The 15,501-nt window shown below is 71.8% G+C and carries 18 protein-coding genes; 5 read left to right on the forward strand and 13 right to left on the reverse strand.

Annotation, left to right across the window (positions count from 1 at the left end; genetic code table 11):
• Positions 1-20 precede the first annotated feature (20 nt).
• Both ACIO3P_RS36255 and ACIO3P_RS36260 read right to left on the reverse strand, forming a co-directional pair.
• The gene (locus tag ACIO3P_RS36255) at positions 21-239 is read right to left on the reverse strand and encodes a hypothetical protein (protein ID WP_030351764.1); all 219 of its coding nucleotides are present in this window, start codon (positions 237-239) and stop codon (positions 21-23) included.
• A 401-nt stretch (positions 240-640) separates the two neighbouring features.
• Positions 641-922: an acylphosphatase gene (locus ACIO3P_RS36260; RefSeq protein ID WP_329823047.1), complete on the reverse strand. Its 282-nt coding sequence runs from the start codon at positions 920-922 to the stop codon at positions 641-643.
• Between the two features lie 133 nt (positions 923-1,055).
• On the opposite strand from ACIO3P_RS36260, the gene ACIO3P_RS36265 reads away from it, so the two are divergent.
• Together ACIO3P_RS36265 and ACIO3P_RS36270 are read left to right on the forward strand one after the other, a co-directional pair.
• The gene (locus tag ACIO3P_RS36265; protein ID WP_329823048.1) at positions 1,056-1,988 is read left to right on the forward strand and encodes a CAP domain-containing protein; all 933 of its coding nucleotides are present in this window, start codon (positions 1,056-1,058) and stop codon (positions 1,986-1,988) included.
• 134 nt (positions 1,989-2,122) lie between these two features.
• On the forward strand, positions 2,123-2,524 hold the full coding sequence (locus ACIO3P_RS36270; protein ID WP_329823049.1) for a helix-turn-helix domain-containing protein: 402 nt from the start codon (positions 2,123-2,125) through the stop codon (positions 2,522-2,524).
• Here ACIO3P_RS36270 and mutM read toward each other — a convergent pair.
• The 9 genes from mutM to ACIO3P_RS36315 all read right to left on the reverse strand — a co-directional run bounded on the left by mutM (position 2,497) and on the right by ACIO3P_RS36315 (position 12,143).
• On the reverse strand, positions 2,497-3,357 hold the full coding sequence (gene mutM / locus ACIO3P_RS36275; protein ID WP_401855428.1) for a bifunctional DNA-formamidopyrimidine glycosylase/DNA-(apurinic or apyrimidinic site) lyase: 861 nt from the start codon (positions 3,355-3,357) through the stop codon (positions 2,497-2,499). The two genes, ACIO3P_RS36270 and mutM, sit on opposite strands and share 28 nt — an antisense overlap.
• A 131-nt stretch (positions 3,358-3,488) precedes the next feature.
• The gene (rnc, locus tag ACIO3P_RS36280; protein ID WP_329823051.1) at positions 3,489-4,409 is read right to left on the reverse strand and encodes a ribonuclease III; all 921 of its coding nucleotides are present in this window, start codon (positions 4,407-4,409) and stop codon (positions 3,489-3,491) included.
• Positions 4,410-4,428: 19 nt separating this feature from the next.
• Entirely contained in the window at positions 4,429-4,602 is a 174-nt protein-coding gene (gene rpmF, locus ACIO3P_RS36285; protein ID WP_053675094.1) for a 50S ribosomal protein L32, read from the reverse strand.
• 2 nt (positions 4,603-4,604) lie between these two features.
• The gene (locus ACIO3P_RS36290; protein WP_329823092.1) at positions 4,605-5,243 is read right to left on the reverse strand and encodes a DUF177 domain-containing protein; all 639 of its coding nucleotides are present in this window, start codon (positions 5,241-5,243) and stop codon (positions 4,605-4,607) included.
• Between the two features lie 180 nt (positions 5,244-5,423).
• Positions 5,424-6,674 (reverse strand): ATP synthase F0 subunit B, encoded by a 1,251-nt coding sequence (locus ACIO3P_RS36295; RefSeq protein WP_329823052.1) that lies wholly within the window; start codon positions 6,672-6,674, stop codon positions 5,424-5,426.
• A 98-nt stretch (positions 6,675-6,772) separates the two neighbouring features.
• Positions 6,773-7,252, reverse strand: coding sequence for a pantetheine-phosphate adenylyltransferase (gene coaD, locus ACIO3P_RS36300; protein WP_329823093.1), 480 nt, complete (start codon positions 7,250-7,252; stop codon positions 6,773-6,775).
• 26 nt (positions 7,253-7,278) lie between these two features.
• Positions 7,279-7,860, reverse strand: coding sequence for a 16S rRNA (guanine(966)-N(2))-methyltransferase RsmD (gene rsmD, locus ACIO3P_RS36305; protein ID WP_401855431.1), 582 nt, complete (start codon positions 7,858-7,860; stop codon positions 7,279-7,281).
• A gap of 182 nt (positions 7,861-8,042) precedes the next feature.
• Positions 8,043-10,307, reverse strand: coding sequence for an ATP-dependent DNA helicase RecG (recG, locus tag ACIO3P_RS36310; protein WP_401855434.1), 2,265 nt, complete (start codon positions 10,305-10,307; stop codon positions 8,043-8,045).
• 81 nt (positions 10,308-10,388) lie between these two features.
• The gene (locus ACIO3P_RS36315; RefSeq protein WP_329823055.1) at positions 10,389-12,143 is read right to left on the reverse strand and encodes a DAK2 domain-containing protein; all 1,755 of its coding nucleotides are present in this window, start codon (positions 12,141-12,143) and stop codon (positions 10,389-10,391) included.
• 200 nt (positions 12,144-12,343) lie between these two features.
• Here ACIO3P_RS36315 and rpmB point away from each other — a divergent pair, with 200 nt between their 5' ends.
• On the forward strand, positions 12,344-12,529 hold the full coding sequence (gene rpmB / locus ACIO3P_RS36320) for a 50S ribosomal protein L28 (RefSeq protein WP_028426177.1): 186 nt from the start codon (positions 12,344-12,346) through the stop codon (positions 12,527-12,529).
• Positions 12,530-12,620: 91 nt separating this feature from the next.
• On the opposite strand, the gene thiD is transcribed toward rpmB, so the two are convergent.
• Together thiD and ACIO3P_RS36330 are read right to left on the reverse strand one after the other, a co-directional pair.
• The gene (thiD, locus tag ACIO3P_RS36325; protein WP_329823056.1) at positions 12,621-13,424 is read right to left on the reverse strand and encodes a bifunctional hydroxymethylpyrimidine kinase/phosphomethylpyrimidine kinase; all 804 of its coding nucleotides are present in this window, start codon (positions 13,422-13,424) and stop codon (positions 12,621-12,623) included.
• Between the two features lie 10 nt (positions 13,425-13,434).
• The gene (locus ACIO3P_RS36330) at positions 13,435-14,403 is read right to left on the reverse strand and encodes a thiamine-phosphate kinase (RefSeq protein ID WP_329823057.1); all 969 of its coding nucleotides are present in this window, start codon (positions 14,401-14,403) and stop codon (positions 13,435-13,437) included.
• A 309-nt stretch (positions 14,404-14,712) separates the two neighbouring features.
• Between ACIO3P_RS36330 and ACIO3P_RS36335 the strand changes: the two genes are divergently transcribed.
• Positions 14,713-14,946 (forward strand): Lrp/AsnC ligand binding domain-containing protein, encoded by a 234-nt coding sequence (locus ACIO3P_RS36335; RefSeq protein ID WP_329823058.1) that lies wholly within the window; start codon positions 14,713-14,715, stop codon positions 14,944-14,946.
• Between the two features lie 27 nt (positions 14,947-14,973).
• The gene (locus ACIO3P_RS36340; RefSeq protein WP_401797514.1) at positions 14,974-15,468 is read left to right on the forward strand and encodes a DUF3515 domain-containing protein; all 495 of its coding nucleotides are present in this window, start codon (positions 14,974-14,976) and stop codon (positions 15,466-15,468) included.
• Positions 15,469-15,501: the final 33 nt, after the last annotated feature.

Genomic DNA, 15,501 nt, shown 5'->3' on the forward strand with positions numbered 1-15,501 from the left:
GGCCCCGACGGGGGCTGTTGTCAGGTGAGCGCAGGCTCCGCCTGGGGTACGTCAATGTCGATGCCGTTGAGCAGCGACTCTCCGGGGTGCTGTGCGACAGCGGCGTTCAGCACGTCATTCTCGGACTGGATCCGTACGAGCTCGGATTCGAGGTCCTGGACGCGCTGCTGAAGCCGTCGCATCTCGGCGAGGAGTCGCGGGTCGGAACCGCCGACATAACCGAGAAGCGCCTTTGCCATGATGAATGGTCCTCCACACTGAGTGACCGACCGAATGCGGTGTGGGTCGTGAGGGAAATCGCACCCGCGGTGCCTGGCAGTGCTTGTTCATCACTGCGGTTCCTACTGCGGTTCTTACTGCCAAACAGCTAAGGTGCGCGGGGATTCCAGAGTCTCACCAAAAAGTTTGACGGTCAACACGATCACAGCCCGTACCGGCGGGCGGCCCGGTGGCGCGGGGCCGCGGCCTGCGGCGGCGCGCGCTCTCCCCGGGGCCCGGGGGCGTCGAGATCTTCGCTGACCGGGCAGCCTGGCACGGCCGGCCGTTCTTGGCAACCACCAGGTCATCGCTGGTCATCGCGGAGAGTCGGGTATCCCGGTGGCAATTCCCGGCCGCGCGGGCGAACGCCCGGTCGCACTTCTCAGCGGATCGCGAAGCTCTCGTAACCACCGCGCGGGGTGTCCCAGATCTCAGTGACTCCGTCCACTCGCCCGGGTGTGTCGGCGGAGCGGAGCCACTCCAGGAGTCGGTGGCAATTGTCACGCGGTCCCTCCGCGACGATCTGCACCCTGCCGTCGTCGAGATTGAGGGCGAATCCGGTGAGGCCGCCGATCTCCAGAGCGTTCGCCCTGGTGAACCAGCGGAAGCCGACTCCTTGCACTCTGCCGCGGACCCAAGCCGTGAGTCGTACATCTTCTTTCATAGGCGCAAAGCTAATCGGCCAATTGCTCTGTGGACCCGGCACCCCCACGTGCCATGCCGTACAGTCCCGTCGCGATGAGCCTCACTCGTACGAGTGAGTAACGCTGCCGTCGAGACTGAGGAAGGCACCACAGATGGGACGCCACCGACGCTCCGCCGCCCCCGGCGCACCTGTCGTATCCCCTGAGGGCTCCGCCAACGGCCCCGCGGGCGCGCCGCGCCGCAAGGGCCGGGTCACCAAGCCCGTCCGTACGGGACTGCTCGGCGCCTCCGCGGCGATGGCGGTCGGCGCCGTCGCGGTCGCCTCCGGTCTGCTGCCCGGCGGGAGCCAGTTCTCGGTGAGCGGCGGCGGCACCACTGGTGAGCAGATCCGCAGCGAGGGCGCGCCCGAACTGCAGCAGCAGGGCGGTACGTCCACGGATCCGACGCGCAGGTCGACGGTGGAGCCCAGTCGCGGCGCGGAGCGGACGACAGGGCCGAAGAAGTCGGCGTCCCCCTCCCCCACGGCTCCCTCCACCTCCCCGTCGCAGGCGAAGCCCGCCCCGGCGCCGCCCAAGGCGAAGCCGCAGACGCCGTCCAAGGACACGGACTCCGGCTCCGCGGGCTCGGCCGCCTCGCCCACCAAGGCGGACGAGGCCCCGGCCCCCGCGCAGACCACGGAGCGCGCCGCCGAGCAGTCCCAGGCGGCGCCCTCGTCCGAGGCGTCGGCCGTGCTCTCGCTGGTGAACCAGGAGCGGGCCAAGGTCGGCTGCTCCGCGTTGAAGGCGGACGCGAGCCTGAACGCGCTGGCGCAGGCGTTCAGTGACGACATGGCGGCGCGCGGCTTCTTCGACCACACGGACCCCGACGGCGACACGCCCTGGGACCGCGCGGAGCAGGCCGGCGTGAAGAACCTCGGGGGCGAGAACATAGCCCGGGGGCAGGCCACCGCCGAGGCGGTGATGGACTCCTGGATGAACAGCGAGGGTCACCGGGCGAACATCCTGAACTGCGACTACACCCGGCTCGGCGTCGGGGTGCACACCGGTTCCGGTGGCCCGTGGTGGACGCAGAACTTCGGCTTCTGACCCGGAGGGGCCCGGACAGGGCCCGGAGGGAGGGCCCGGAACCGCGCCGTACGGTGCCCGGTTCCGGCCCTGGTGCACTCACCATGAGAAAGCGCCACCCATCGGGGGGCGCTTTCCGCTAGTAGGGTGCGGATATGGACACTCTCTCCGCTGACGCCGGGCTCGACGGGCTCGCCTTCGACGTGTTCTCCCGGCAGTGCCCCTCGCGCGGCACGCTGGAGCATGTGACGGGCCGCTGGGGCGGCCTCACCCTCTGCGCGCTCCATGAGAGCGGCTTCCGCTTCAACGAACTGCGTCGGCGCGTCGACGGGGTGAGCGAGAAGATGCTCTCCCAGACGCTGCACGCGCTGGAGCGGGACGGCCTCGTACGCCGCGACGCGCAGCCGGTCAATCCGCCGCGCGTGGACTACGAGCTGACGCCGCTGGGACACGAGGTCGCCGGGCGGCTGCTCGGCCTCGTCCACCTGCTGGAGGGGCGGATGCCCGAGGTGCTGGCGGCGCGGGAGCGTTACGACGTGGCGCGCGGCGGTCGCTGACAGCGCGGGCAGAAGTAGCTGGAACGGTTCATCCAGGGGCGCCGGCGGATCGGGGTCCCGCAGCGGCGGCACGGCTCACCCTCGCGTCCGTACGCGTCGAGCGACCGGTCGAAGTAGCCGGACTCGCCGTTCACGTTGACGTACAGGCTGTCGAAGCTGGTGCCGCCGACGGAGAGCGCCTCGTTCATGACGTCGCGCGCGTGGCCGAGCAGTTCGGCGGCGCGCGGCCGGGGCAGGGTCTCGGTGGGCCGTTCGTAGTGGAGCCTGGCGCGCCAGAGCGCCTCGTCCGCGTAGATGTTGCCGACGCCGCTGATCAGTGACTGGTCGAGGAGCGCGCGCTTGACCGTCGTACGGCGCAGCTTCAGCGCGGTGAGGAAGGCGTCCTCGTCGAAGGCGGGGTCCAGGGGGTCGCGGGCGATGTGCGCGATGACGTCCGGCACCCCGTCGGGGGTGTTGTCGTGGAGCGAGAGGCCACCGAAGGTGCGCTGGTCGACGAAGCGCAGCTCGGTGGCGAGCGGGTCGGCGAAGCGGATACGGATCCGCAGATGCTTCTCGGCGGGGGCGGTCTCGGGCTGGACGAGGAGCTGACCGCTCATCCCGAGGTGGCCGAGGATCGACGCGTCGGTGTCGGTGAGCGGCAGCCACAGATATTTGCCGCGACGGCGCGCGACCCCGATGGTGTGCCCCTTGAGGCGCGCCGAGAAGTCCGTGCCGCCCGCGAGGTGGCGCCGTACCGAGCGCGGGTGGAGCACCTCGGTCTCGGCGACGGTCCGGCCGCTGATCCAGCGTTCGAGTCCGCGCCGGACGACTTCGACCTCGGGCAGCTCGGGCACGGGAGGCTCCTCGGAACAGGACAACGGCGATCAGGGGGTACGGGGCCCGGCGGACGACGCCGCACGGGAGACGCCCCTCGCGCCGCGAACGACGCGAGGGGCGTACAGGGAGGGAGCGTACGGCCGGACGGTCAGCCCGTCGCGGTGTCCGCCGGAGCCTGCCCGGACGGGGCCGAACCGGCGTCGGCGGCCCCGTCGGCGTCGTCACCGGCGCCGGATTCACCGGCTCCGGCAGCGGACGGCTCGCCGGTGCCGGAGTCGGTTCCGGACGGCTCACCCGCTCCGGAGTCGGTTCCGGATCTGGCCGCCGCTTCCCGCTCGTCGGCCGAGGCCCGGATGGACCGCCAGGCGGACTCGGCCGCCTGCTGCTCCGCTTCCTTCTTGCTGCGGCCGGTGCCGGTGCCGTACGAGACACCACCGACGCGGGCGGCAGCAGTGAAGGTCTTCTCGTGGTCGGGTCCTGTCTCCGTGACGAGGTACTCGGGAACGCCGAGGGCCTCCGCCGCGGTCAGTTCCTGGAGACTGGTCTTCCAGTCCAGGCCCGCCCCGAGATTCGAGGACTTCTCGATCAGCGGGTCGAAGAGCCGGTGCACCAGCTCGGACGCCGCTCCGAGGCCCTGATCGAGATAGACGGCGCCGATCACCGCTTCAAGGGTGTCGGCGAGGATGGATGCCTTGTCCCGGCCACCCGTGCCCTCTTCGCCCCGGCCGAGCCGGATGAAGGAGCCGAGTTCGAGGCCGCGGCCCACTTCCGCCAGCGCACGCGAGTTGACCACCGCGGCCCGCAACTTGGCCAGTTGGCCTTCGGGCAGGTCGGGGTGGATGCGGTACAGCGTGTCCGTGACCACCAGGCCGAGGACCGAATCCCCGAGGAATTCGAGCCGCTCGTTGGTGGGCAGACCGCCGTTCTCGTACGCGAACGAACGGTGGGTCAGCGCACGCACCAGAAGGGCGGTCTCGAGGTCATACCCGAGCCGCCCTCCCAGAAGCGTGTGGGACGAGGCCGTACTGACAGTGTCTGCCTGCTTCTTGGCAGGGGACAGTTCAGACATCGAGCCTCTCACCAGCCGCTCAGACCTCGAGGACCTGGCGCTTGTTATAGGTGCCGCAGCTCGGGCACGCGATGTGCTGGAGCTTCGGCTCCTGGCAGCGCTCGCACGAAACCAGGTTGGGGACCGCAGCCTTCCACTGCGACCGGCGGTGGCGCGTGTTGCTGCGCGACATCTTCCGCTTCGGAACAGCCACGGCTACTTCTCCTGCTTCTCGTCGACGCCAGCTTCGGCGCCGCCCATGTTGTCCTTCTCGCCGTCCTTGACGGTCTCGGCGAGTCCCTGCAATGCCGCCCAACGGATGTCGACGGCTTCGTGGTGGTGGTCCGGGTTCTCGTCCAGCCTGATCCCACATGTGGAACACAGACCGGAGCAGGTCTCCCGGCACACCGGCTGCATCGGCAGTGCGAGCACCACCGCATCGCGCAGCACGGGTTCGAGGTCGAACAGGCCGTCCTCGATGAAGAGCGTGTCCTCGTCGTCCTCGGCATCGTCGGCCGGCTCCGCGCGGACGCGGCCCCGGTCGTCGGTGTCGTGGTACGAGAACATCTCCTGGAACTCCGCCGCCACTTCCTGGCTGAGCGGCTCCAGACACCTTACGCACTCCCCCTCGGCCGAGACACGGGCGGTGCCCGTGACGAGCACCCCTTCCATGACCGACTCAAGGCGGAGGTCCAGCTCCACCGGGGCGCCCTCGGGCGCTCCGATGACCCCGTCGATACCGAAGTCCTTGGGGGCGGGCACCGAGCGGGTCAGCTTACGGAGCGCACCAGGACGCCGCCCCAGCTCGTGTGTGTCGAACACGAGGGGGTTGTGGTGGTCGAGGCGCGCGTTCAGGGCTGTTTCCCGCTTTCGGATCGTGGAGAGAGGGGCCGCCACCGTCGCGGAAGCGAAGCGGGCAGCCTGAGCCGCGGACATGCACACGGCCGAAGAACCAGGGTACTGGAACGGCCGCCGTAGACCCAATCCGGCCCTGTCCGGATCCCTGCCCGGATCCCTGTCCGGCCCCCGGCCCGGTCAGTGGCCCTGTTCGTAGCGGCGGAGCTGCTCCAGGTCGATCATGCTCGTGTCGAAGAAGCTGGTCTCGTCGAGCGCGCCCTGCTGCTGGTCGGCGGGGGCGGCGGGCAGGGCCGGCAGCGCGGGCCGCCCGTCCGTCTGCTGCTGTTGCCAGCCGTAGTTCGGGTCGTACCCCTGGGCCTGCTGCTGGGCCTGCTGCGCGCCCTGGCCCAGGTCCTGGCCGTACCCCTGCTGCCCCTGCTGCTGGTACGTGTACGGGTCCTGCTGGTAGCCGTACGCGTCCTGCTGCGGGTAGCCCGCCCCGTAGCCGGGGTCGGTGGCGGGGTACGCCGGGTCCTGGTAGCCGCCGGTCGTGTCGTAGCCGCCGTCCTGGTAGCCCGTGCCTGCGGGCTGCTGCGCCGTCTGCGCGTAGGCGGGGTCCGTGTACGGCTGCTGGGCGGGCACGGGGGGCAGAACGGGCTCCGGAGGGGCGGGGGGCTGCCGCGGGGCCGCCACGGGCGCCTGGAGGGCTTCTCGCGGGGTCCCGGCGAGGTCGGCCAGGTAGTCGGCGTCGCTGGTGCGCGCCTGCGGGCCCGCCGCGTCCTGGGCGGCCATGTGCGCCCCCAGCTCGTCGGACTCCGTACGGCCGTGCAGCTTCTGCCGGCCCCGGCCGACCGCTTCGAGCGTCTTGGTCAGGACGGCCTCGAAGGCGCCGATCTTGGCGTCGACGTACTCGTCGGCCCGCCGGATCAGGGTGCTGGGGTCCGCGCTGTACTCGGGGGCGTCGTCGTCATCGCCGCCCGCGTACCCCGGCTCGCCGGAGCCCGGGGAGCGGCCGAGCAGCTTCTCGCGGCCCCGGTCGACGGACCCGATGGTCTTGGTGAGGACGACCTCGAAGTTGGCGAGCTTGGAGTCGACGTAGTCGTCGGCCTCGGCGCGGATCTCCTCGGCCTCCCTGCGGGCCTCCGAGAGGATACGGTCGGCCTCCTCCTGGGAGCGGCGGGCGACCGCGGTGTCCGAGATCAGCGTGGAGCGCTGGGCGTGCGCGCCCTCGATGATCCGCTCCGCCTCCTGACGGGCCTGTTCGGCGAGCTGTTCCTGCCCGCCGATCAGCTCCCGCGCCTGGGCCAGGGAGTCGGGCAGCGCCTCCCGTACCTCTTCGAGCAGCGCGAGCAGCTCGGCCCGGTTGACCACACAGGACGCCGACATGGGCATCGAGCGGGCGTTGCCCACCGTGTCGACGATCTCGTCGAGCTTCTTCTGCACGTCCACCGTGTGCTCGCCACTCTTTCGGCCGGTTTGGAGACGGACGCAACGACTGTACGGCCAGTCCGCGTCCGTCCGACACCGGGTGACGGGCGGTCAGCGCGTCACTTCTTGCCGAGGCGCTCTATGACCGCGCTGTGGACGGCGGGAGGCAGCAGGTGGGAGACGTCGCCGCCCCAGGTGGCCACTTCCTTCACCAGGGAGGAGGAGAGGAAGCTGTAGGTGGGGTTGGTGGGGACGAACAGGGTCTCGACGCCCGAGAGCCCGTTGTTCATCTGGGCCATCTGCAGCTCGTAGTCGAAGTCGCTGACGGCCCGCAGGCCCTTCACGATGGCCGGGATGTCGCGCTGCTTGCAGAAGTCCACGAGGAGGCCGTGGAAGGACTCCACCTCGACGTTGCCGAACTCGGCGGTGACCTCGCGGATCAGGTCGATCCGCTCCTCGATCGTGAACAGCCCTTTCTTGGACTGGTTGATCATCACTGCGACGTGTACGACGTCGTACAGCTTGGAGGCGCGGGCGATGATGTCGAGATGTCCATTGGTGATGGGGTCGAAGGACCCCGGACAGACGGCGCGGCGCAACTGATTTCCCTCGCTCTCCGGTCCGGTCATGGTGCGTCTTCGTAACGAGCGGCGCGACCGTACCAAAGCGTTCCCTCGCCGTAGCGACGGGACCTCAGGGGTACGAAACCCGCCGGCCAGCCGAATGGCCCGCCTCTGGTGCCGCGTTCCACGGTGGCGACGGCATCGCCGCTGAGCCACCCCCCGGTCCGGAGTGTGAGCAGGATCTCCCGAAGATCGTCGTCGGTGACGGCGTACGGGGGATCGAGGAAGACCAGGTCGTACGGGTCCTGCGGGGCCGGTCCCGCGACGACCTGCTCCGCCTTGCCGGTACGGACCTCGGCGCCGGGCAGTCCGAGCGTCGCGACGTTCTCGCGGACCGTGCGGGCGGCGCGGGCGTCGACCTCGACGAGCAGGGCGTGCGCGGCGCCGCGCGAGAGCGCTTCGAGGCCGACGGCACCGGACCCGGCGTACAGATCGGCGATCCGGACGCCGTCCAGGGTGCCGAGGAGCGACTGCCAGGTGGAGAAAAGGCCCTCACGCGCCCGGTCGGAGGTGGGGCGGGTGCCGGTGCCGGGCGGGACGGCGAGCCGGCGTCCGCCGGCGGCACCGGCGATCACGCGGGTCATGGGTGTCGGGTCCTCGGTTCGTGGGAGGGCTGGAACGGACGGATGGGTCGAGCGGACAGGGAAAGGCTGGAACGGTCGGCGGTGGGACAGCGGTCGGCGACGACCGCACGGGCTCCACGATATGGCGTACGCCGGGGCCGGGCCCGGCCGGTGCCCGCCGACCGGCCCGCACCGCCTCCTCGTCAGCCCTTGTCGAGGTACTGCTCGCGCTCCGTGTCGAGCAGCGCGTCCAGCGCCGTACGCAGCTCGGGGCTGGACTCCAGCTCCGGGTCGGCGGCGACCACCGCCACGGCCTCCTCGCGGGCGGCGGCGATGATCTCCTCGTCCTCGATGACGGCGAGCATCCGCAGCGAGGAGCGCACCCCGGACTGGGCCTGGCCGAGCACATCGCCCTCGCGGCGCTGTTCGAGGTCGATCCGGGACAGCTCGAAGCCGTCGAGCGTGGCGGCGACCGCGCCGAGCCGGGCCCTGGCGGGGCTCGCCTCCGGCATGTCGGTGACCAGGAGGCAGAGCCCGGGGGCCGCGCCACGGCCGACCCGGCCGCGCAACTGGTGGAGCTGGGAGACACCGAACCGGTCCGCGTCCATGATCACCATCGCGGTGGCGTTGGGGACGTTCACCCCGACCTCGATGACCGTCGTCGCGACCAGGACGTCCACCTCGCCCGCGGCGAAGCGGCGCATCACGGCGTCCTTGTCGTCCGGCTGCATCCGGCCGTGCAGGACCTCGACGCGGAGTCCGGCCAGCGGCCCCGCCCGGAGCTGCTCCGCCACGTCGAGGACCGCGAGCGGGGGCCGCTTCTCGGCGTCCTCGGCCGCCTCGGCGGCCTTCTCCTTGGCCGCGGACGCCTTCTTCGCCCCGCCCTTCCCGCCTTTGCCGCCCTTCCCGCCCTTCTCCTCGTCGTCGTCCCCGATCCGGGGGCAGACCACGTACGCCTGGTGCCCCTTGCCGACCTCCTCGCGCACCCGCTCCCAGGCACGGGCCAGGAAGTGCGGCTTGTCCTGGGCGGGGACGACATGGCTGGCGATCGGGGAGCGCCCCGCCGGGAGCTGGTCCAGGACGGAGGTCTCCAGGTCCCCGAAGACGGTCATGGCGACCGTACGGGGGATGGGCGTGGCCGTCATGACCAGCAGGTGCGGCGGCTGCTTGCCCTTGGAGCGCAGCGCGTCGCGCTGCTCCACGCCGAAGCGGTGCTGCTCGTCCACGACGACCAGCCCCAGGTCGTGGAAGCGCACCTTGTCCTCGATCAGCGCGTGGGTGCCGATGACCATCCCGGCCTCGCCGGTGACCAGGTCGAGCAGCGCCTGACGGCGGGCGGCGGTGCCCATGGAGCCGGTGAGCAGCACCACCTTGGTGGCGTTCTCCGCGCCGCCGAGCGTGCCCCCCTCGGCCAGCTCGCCCATCATCTCCGTGATCGAACGGTGGTGCTGCTGGGCGAGGACCTCGGTGGGCGCCAGCAGCGCGGCCTGCCCGCCCGCGTCCACGACCGTGAGCATCGCGCGCAGCGCGACGAGCGTCTTGCCGGAGCCGACCTCGCCCTGGAGCAGCCGGTGCATGGGGTGTTCGGTGGCGAGGCCCGCGAAGATCTCGGCGGTGACCTTGTGCTGGCCCTCCGTGAGGGTGAAGGGCAGTTCGGCGTCGAAGGCGTCGAGCAGGCCGCCCGCCACCGGCTTCCTGGCGACGGCGGGGAGCTGGGTGTCCGCGTACCGCCGCCGGGCCAGCGCGACCTGGAGGACGAACGCCTCGTCCCACTTGAGGCGGGCGCGGGCGTCCTCGATGTCGGCCTTGGTCTCGGGCCGGTGGACCTTGAGCAGCGCCTCGGGCAGCGGGACGAAGCCGCGTCCCTCGCGCAGCGCGGGCGGCAGCGGGTCGGCGGCCTCCACGGCGCGGGGCAGGACGGCGTCGACGGCTTTGGTGATCTTCCAGGACTCCAGGCCCTTGCAGGCCGGGTAGATCGGGATCAGCTTGCCCGCGAAGGCGTCCACGGCGCTCGCCGCGTCGTCGTCCCCCGCGTCCCCGTCGGGCCGGCCGAGCGGGACGTACGTGGGGTGCGCGAGCTGGAGCTTGCGGTTGAAGACGGACACCTTGCCGGCGAACATGCCACGGCTGCCGGGCGGCAGTTCCTTGTGCGGCTTGTGGAGTCCCCGGCCGAAGAAGACGAGCTGGAGCCGGCCGCTGCCGTCGGTGAGGGTGATCTCCAGGCGCTGCCCCCGGCCGTGGTTGAACGTCAGGATCCGGGAGTCGGCGACCTGGGCGACCACCGTCACGTCCTCGTCCAGCGGGAGTTCGGCCAGGGTGGTGAGCTGGCCGCGCTCCTCGTACCGCCGTGGGTAGTGGTGGAGCAGGTCACCGACCGTGTGCAGGCCGAGGTGTTCGGCCATCACCTTCGCGGTGGCGGGGCCGAGTGACTTCTTGAGTGGTTCATCCAGCGCGGACACGCGATCCATTGCACACCACACCACTGACAGCCGTCGCGCACCCCCGGGTTTCCGCAGGTCACAGCCGTGCCGCTCGGGCACGCGCCGGGTTCACTCCACGCCGACGAGCAGCGGCGCCGACTGCCGGCCGCCCCGGTAGACGACGGTGTCGACGGCGAGATGGCCCTCTCGTACGTAGCTCTCCAGTCGGGCGGCGAGCGTCTCGGGTACGTCTTCCCCGAGGACGAGTGTCACGAGTTCGCCGCCCGCGGAGAGCATCCGGGAGAGCACCGTCTCCGCCGTAGCGGCGAGGTCGGAGCCGATGACCGCGACGTCCCCGTCGATCAGCCCCAGGACGTCCCCGGCCTGGCAGATGCCCGCCATGGTCCAGGACTGGCGCTCCGCGACGGCCAGTTCGGCGTAGCGGGTGGCTCCGGCGGCGCTGGTCATCGCGACGACGTCCTCGTCGAAGCGGCGGTCGGGCTGGTGCACGGCGAGCGCGGCGATGCCCTGGACGGCGGCCCTGGTCGGGATGAGGGCGACCCGTACGCCTTCGGTGCGGGCCTGTTCGGCGGCGGCAGCGGCAGTGTGCCGCAGGGCCTCGTCGTTCGGCATGAGGACCACTTCGCGGGCGTGCGCGCGCCGGATCGCCTCGACGAGTTCGCCGCTGGCGGGCGGCTCCCCGGGGCGGGCGAGGACTGTCGTCGCGCCGGCCTCGGCGCAGAGCCCCGCGAGGCCCTCCCCCGGGACGACGGCGACGACGGCGCGCTGGACGCGCGGCTCCTCGGCGGCGGCGCCGAAGTGGGTGATACGGATGCGGTAGGGGCGGCCCGCCTCGACGCCCGCCTCCACTGCGGCGCCCGCGTCGTCGACATGGACGTGCACGTTCCACAGCCCGTCGCCGCCGACGACCACCAGGGAGTCCCCGAGCCCGTCGAGCCGGGCGCGCAGCCGGGCCACGGCGGCCTCGTCCGCCTCCAGCAGATAGATCACCTCGAAGGCGGGTCCGCCTTCCGTGGCGCACGCCTCGGCGGCGGACTCCGCCGCTACGGGGTTCTCGTACCGGCGGTGGCCCGCGGGGAAGGGCGGGGGCGCGTCGCCCGTGAGGCAGCGCACCAGCGCGCCCAGCACGGTGAGCAGGCCCCGGCCGCCCGCGTCGACGACGCCCGCGCGGCCGAGCACGGCGAGCTGGCCCGGGGTGGCGTCGAGCGCGGCGCGAGCGCCCGCGTACGCGGCCCGTACGGCGCGGGCCGCGTCCGCCCCGTACGCGGCGCCCCTGTCCGCCCCGGACGCCCCGTCCGCGCCGTACGGGGCATCCACGCCGTACGGGGCGTCCGCGCGGGATGCCGCCTCCGCCGCGTCGGCCGCGGCGCTCGCCACGCTCAGGATCGTGCCCTCTACTGGGTGCGCGACGGCCTCGCGGGCCAGTTCGGCGGCCCGCCGCAGCGCGGGGGCGAGCCGGCCGCCGTACCCCTGCGCGTATCGCTGCCCGTGTCCCTCGCCGTGCCCCTCGTCCGCGTGATCCCCGTCACCGGGAGTCCCCTCCGTGAGCACCTCGGCCATCCCGCGCAGAAGCTGCGCCAGGATCGTCCCGGAGTTCCCCCGGGCGCCGATCAGCGCGCCGTGCGCCATGGCCCGTACGGCGTCGGCCGGGGCGGGCGCGGAGACGCCCGTCTCGTGTGCCGCGAACACCGCCTCGACCGCCTGTGCGGCGGACTCCACGGTCAGATAGAGGTTGGTGCCGGTGTCTCCGTCCGCGACCGGATAGACATTGATCGCGTCGATCTCCTCGCGCTCCCGGCCCAGGGCCTCCAGCGCCAGCGCGCACCAGCTCCGCACCGCTGCGGCGTCGAGGGTCTGCGGCACCTGCGGGGTCCTCCTCCGTCGGCCGGGGTGATGCGAGAAGGGTATAGTTTCCGGGTACCGAGGCAGTCGTTGTATGCTGCTGCGGTTGCCCGATGAGAGTCGGGCCAATCCCCCGGCAAAGCGACATCGACATCTTCTGTTCGTTGATTCAGCCACGCCGGATTTCTCTGTACGAGCATCTGAAGTCTTTGGAGTGACCCGTGGCTGCCAACTGCGACGTCTGCGGCAAGGGGCCGGGCTTCGGCAACAGCATTTCCCACTCGCACCGCCGTACGCCCCGTCGCTGGAACCCGAACATCCAGCGCGTGCGTGCCGTGGTCGGTCGGACGCCGAAGCGCCTCAATGTCTGCACATCGTGCATCAAGGCCGGCAAGGTCTCGCGCTGACGCCTGCGTCGTAGCGCAGCCCCTGCGGTTGCCTTGAAGAGCCGGTCCACCTCGGTGGGCCGGCTCTTTGCCGTGCTCGGGGTCCGGCGCCTCAGGCCCGGAAGCGCCAGGCGTGGTCCACCGGGCCGATGCCGGTGCCCAGCGCGAAGCCGTGCGCGATCGCGCCCGTCACGTACTCCTTGGCCGCCGTGACGGCCGTCACCACGTCCTGTCCGCCCGCCAGCCCCGCGGCGATCGCCGACGCGTAGGTGCACCCCGTGCCGTGCGTGTGCCGGTTGTCGTGGCGCGGCGCCCGCAGCCAGTGCTCCTCGGTGCCGTCGGTGAGCAGATCCACCGCGTCCCCCGGCAGATGCCCGCCCTTGATCAGCGCCCAGCGGGGTCCGAACTCCAGGACGGCGTGCGCCGCGCGCCGCAGGTCCGCCTCGTCCGCCACCCGCACGCCGGTGAGCTGCGCCACCTCGTCCAGGTTGGGGGTGGCGACCGCCGCGGCCGGCAGCAGCCTTTTCCGTACGCCGTCCAGCGCCGAGGCGGCCAGCAGCGGATCGCCGTGCTTGGAGACCCCGACCGGATCGACGACCACGGGGACACCGGTCGCGGCGAGCAGTTCGGCCACGGCGTCGACCAGGGCGGCGGAGGAGAGCATGCCGGTCTTCACGGCCTGTACCCCGATGTCGTCGACGACGCTGCGGTACTGCGCCCGTACCGCCTCCACCGGCAGCTCCCAGGCGCCCTGGACGCCCCGGGAGTTCTGCGCCGTGACGGCGGTGAGCACGCTCATGCCGTGCGCGCCGAAGGCCAGCATCGTCTTGAGGTCCGCCTGGATGCCCGCACCGCCGCCGGAGTCGGATCCGGCGACGGTGAGAACACGGGGAGGCACAGGTGCAGATATCGGCATACCCACGAATCTACGTGTCCTCGATGTCGCCGAAGTGGTCCCAGCCGCCCTTGCTGGTCCACGGGGCGCCGTCGACCGTCACCTGGGGCAGCGCGGAGGGGTTGAGCACCTCCCCGATCACCTTCCAGCGCGCCGGGAGCTTGGCGTCCGGGGGGAACGTCGCGACGATCGCGTGGTCCTCCCCGCCGGTCAGCACCCACTGGAGCGGATCGACGCCGACCGCCTGGCCGATGTCGTTCATCTGCGAGGGGATGTCGATCAGACCGGACCGCAGGTCGATACGGACCTGGCTCGCCTCCGCGATGTGCCCGAGGTCCGCTACCAGTCCGTCGCTGACGTCGGTCATCGCGGTGGCGCCGAGACCCGCCGCCGCCGGGCCCGCGTGGTACGGCGGCTCCGGCCTGCGGTGCGCCTCCACGAAGGCGCGCGGCGAGCGGAAGCCCCGGGAGAGCACCGCGTGCCCCGCCGCGGACCAGCCCAACCACCCGGTGTAGGCGACCACATCGCCGGGCCGGGCGCCCGACCTGACCACGGGCTCGTGGTTGCGCAGATCGCCCAGCGCCGTGATCGCGATCGTGATGGAGTCGCCGCGCACCACGTCGCCGCCGACCACGGCGGCCCCCGCGACCTGGCATTCGTCGCGGATGCCGTCCATCAGCTCGGTGGGCCAGGTGACCGGGAGTTCGGCCGGCACGACCAGCCCGAGCAGCAGCGCGGTGGGCACCGCGCCCATCGCCGCGATGTCGGCCAGGTTCTGCGCGGCGGCCTTGCGGCCCACGTCGTACGCCGTCGACCAGTCACGGCGGAAGTGCCGCCCTTCGAGGAGCAGATCCGTACTCGCCACGACCCTGCGGTCGGGGGCGGCCACGACCGCGGCGTCGTCGCCCGGCCCGAGCCGCACCGCCGGGGTGGTGGTGAGCCGGGACGTCAGCTCTCTGATGAGCCCGAACTCCCCCAACTCGCCCACGGTTCCCTTCACCGAGTCTCCCCTTCTCTTGCTCTCTTCACCGGGCCGCGTCTGCGGTCGCGGCCCCTCACTGCTGTCGGTACGTTCACGCGTCACGTCAACACCGTCGTACGCCAGGTCACGCGCGCGTGTCACGGCGGGGGTGTCACACCCCCGCGCCGTGCGCCGCGCGTGCCATGTCGCCCGCTCGCGTCAACGTGGACTTGCCGACGCCACCCTGCGGGCGCCACCGGGCGCCCGGGTCTCCCCGTGGCCCACGGCGACGCGATACCGTGGCGTCTCTTTCCCCCACATGATCCTCGTGGCCGCCCTGGAGGTTCCGTGGTACAGGCGTACATCCTTATTCAGACCGAGGTGGGCAAGGCGACGACCGTCGCCGAGACCATCGCAAAGATTCCGGGAGTGATCCAGGCCGAGGACGTCACCGGTCCTTACGACGTGATCGTGCGGGCTCAGGCGGACACCGTCGATGAGCTCGGCCGCATGGTCGTCGCCAAGGTCCAGCAAGTAGAAGGCATCACCCGCACCCTGACCTGCCCGGTCGTTCATCTCTAGACCGCCCCCGTCTACGCTTGGCCGGTGATACGTTCCCGTCGCCCGCTTCCGAGCCGCAGGCTGTCCGGCCGTTCGATCGCCCGTCTTCCCGCCGTCGCCGTCCTTCTGACGGCGGCGGCGGGCTGTTCTTCCACGGACGCGCCGGTCACGGTTCCTACCCCCTCCAAGGAAGAGGCAGCCCTCTGCCGCGCCCTGGACAAGGAACTGCCCAAGACCCTCGCGGACCTCGGCCGCGCCGATCCCGAGCCGCGCTCCGAACTGACCGCCGGGTGGGGCGACGGCGCGATCGTACTGCGCTGCGGGGTCCCCCGGCCCGCGGAGATGGGCAACCCGCAGGCGCAGGCGGTGGAGGCGGACGGCGTCAACTGGATGCTGGAGGAGCGGGACTCCGGTCCGCGGTTCACCACGACCTACCGCCAGACCTATGTCGAGGTCACGATGACCACGCGGTTCACCCATGACTCCACCCCGCTCGCGGGGCTGGCCGAGGCCGTCGCCAAGACGGTCCCGCGCAGCCTGTAGACGCTCCTGGCCCGCGGGAGCGACGCGGGCCCG

The sequence above is a fragment of the Streptomyces sp. NPDC087310 genome, assembly GCF_044744405.1.
In the GTDB taxonomy this organism is placed as follows: domain Bacteria; phylum Actinomycetota; class Actinomycetes; order Streptomycetales; family Streptomycetaceae; genus Streptomyces.

What these genes read in the sequence shown, in the direction of transcription:
- ACIO3P_RS36255 (WP_030351764.1), bottom strand. Translation starts at nt 239, where the DNA reads ATGGCAAAGGCGCTTCTCGGTTATGTCGGCGGTTCCGACCCGCGACTC.
- ACIO3P_RS36260 (WP_329823047.1), bottom strand. Translation starts at nt 922, where the DNA reads ATGAAAGAAGATGTACGACTCACGGCTTGGGTCCGCGGCAGAGTGCAA.
- ACIO3P_RS36265 (WP_329823048.1), top strand. Translation starts at nt 1,056, where the DNA reads ATGGGACGCCACCGACGCTCCGCCGCCCCCGGCGCACCTGTCGTATCC.
- ACIO3P_RS36270 (WP_329823049.1), top strand. Translation starts at nt 2,123, where the DNA reads ATGGACACTCTCTCCGCTGACGCCGGGCTCGACGGGCTCGCCTTCGAC.
- rnc (WP_329823051.1), bottom strand. Translation starts at nt 4,409, where the DNA reads ATGTCTGAACTGTCCCCTGCCAAGAAGCAGGCAGACACTGTCAGTACG.
- rsmD (WP_401855431.1), bottom strand. Translation starts at nt 7,860, where the DNA reads ATGACCCGCGTGATCGCCGGTGCCGCCGGCGGACGCCGGCTCGCCGTC.
- recG (WP_401855434.1), bottom strand. Translation starts at nt 10,307, where the DNA reads ATGGATCGCGTGTCCGCGCTGGATGAACCACTCAAGAAGTCACTCGGC.
- thiD (WP_329823056.1), bottom strand. Translation starts at nt 13,424, where the DNA reads ATGCCGATATCTGCACCTGTGCCTCCCCGTGTTCTCACCGTCGCCGGA.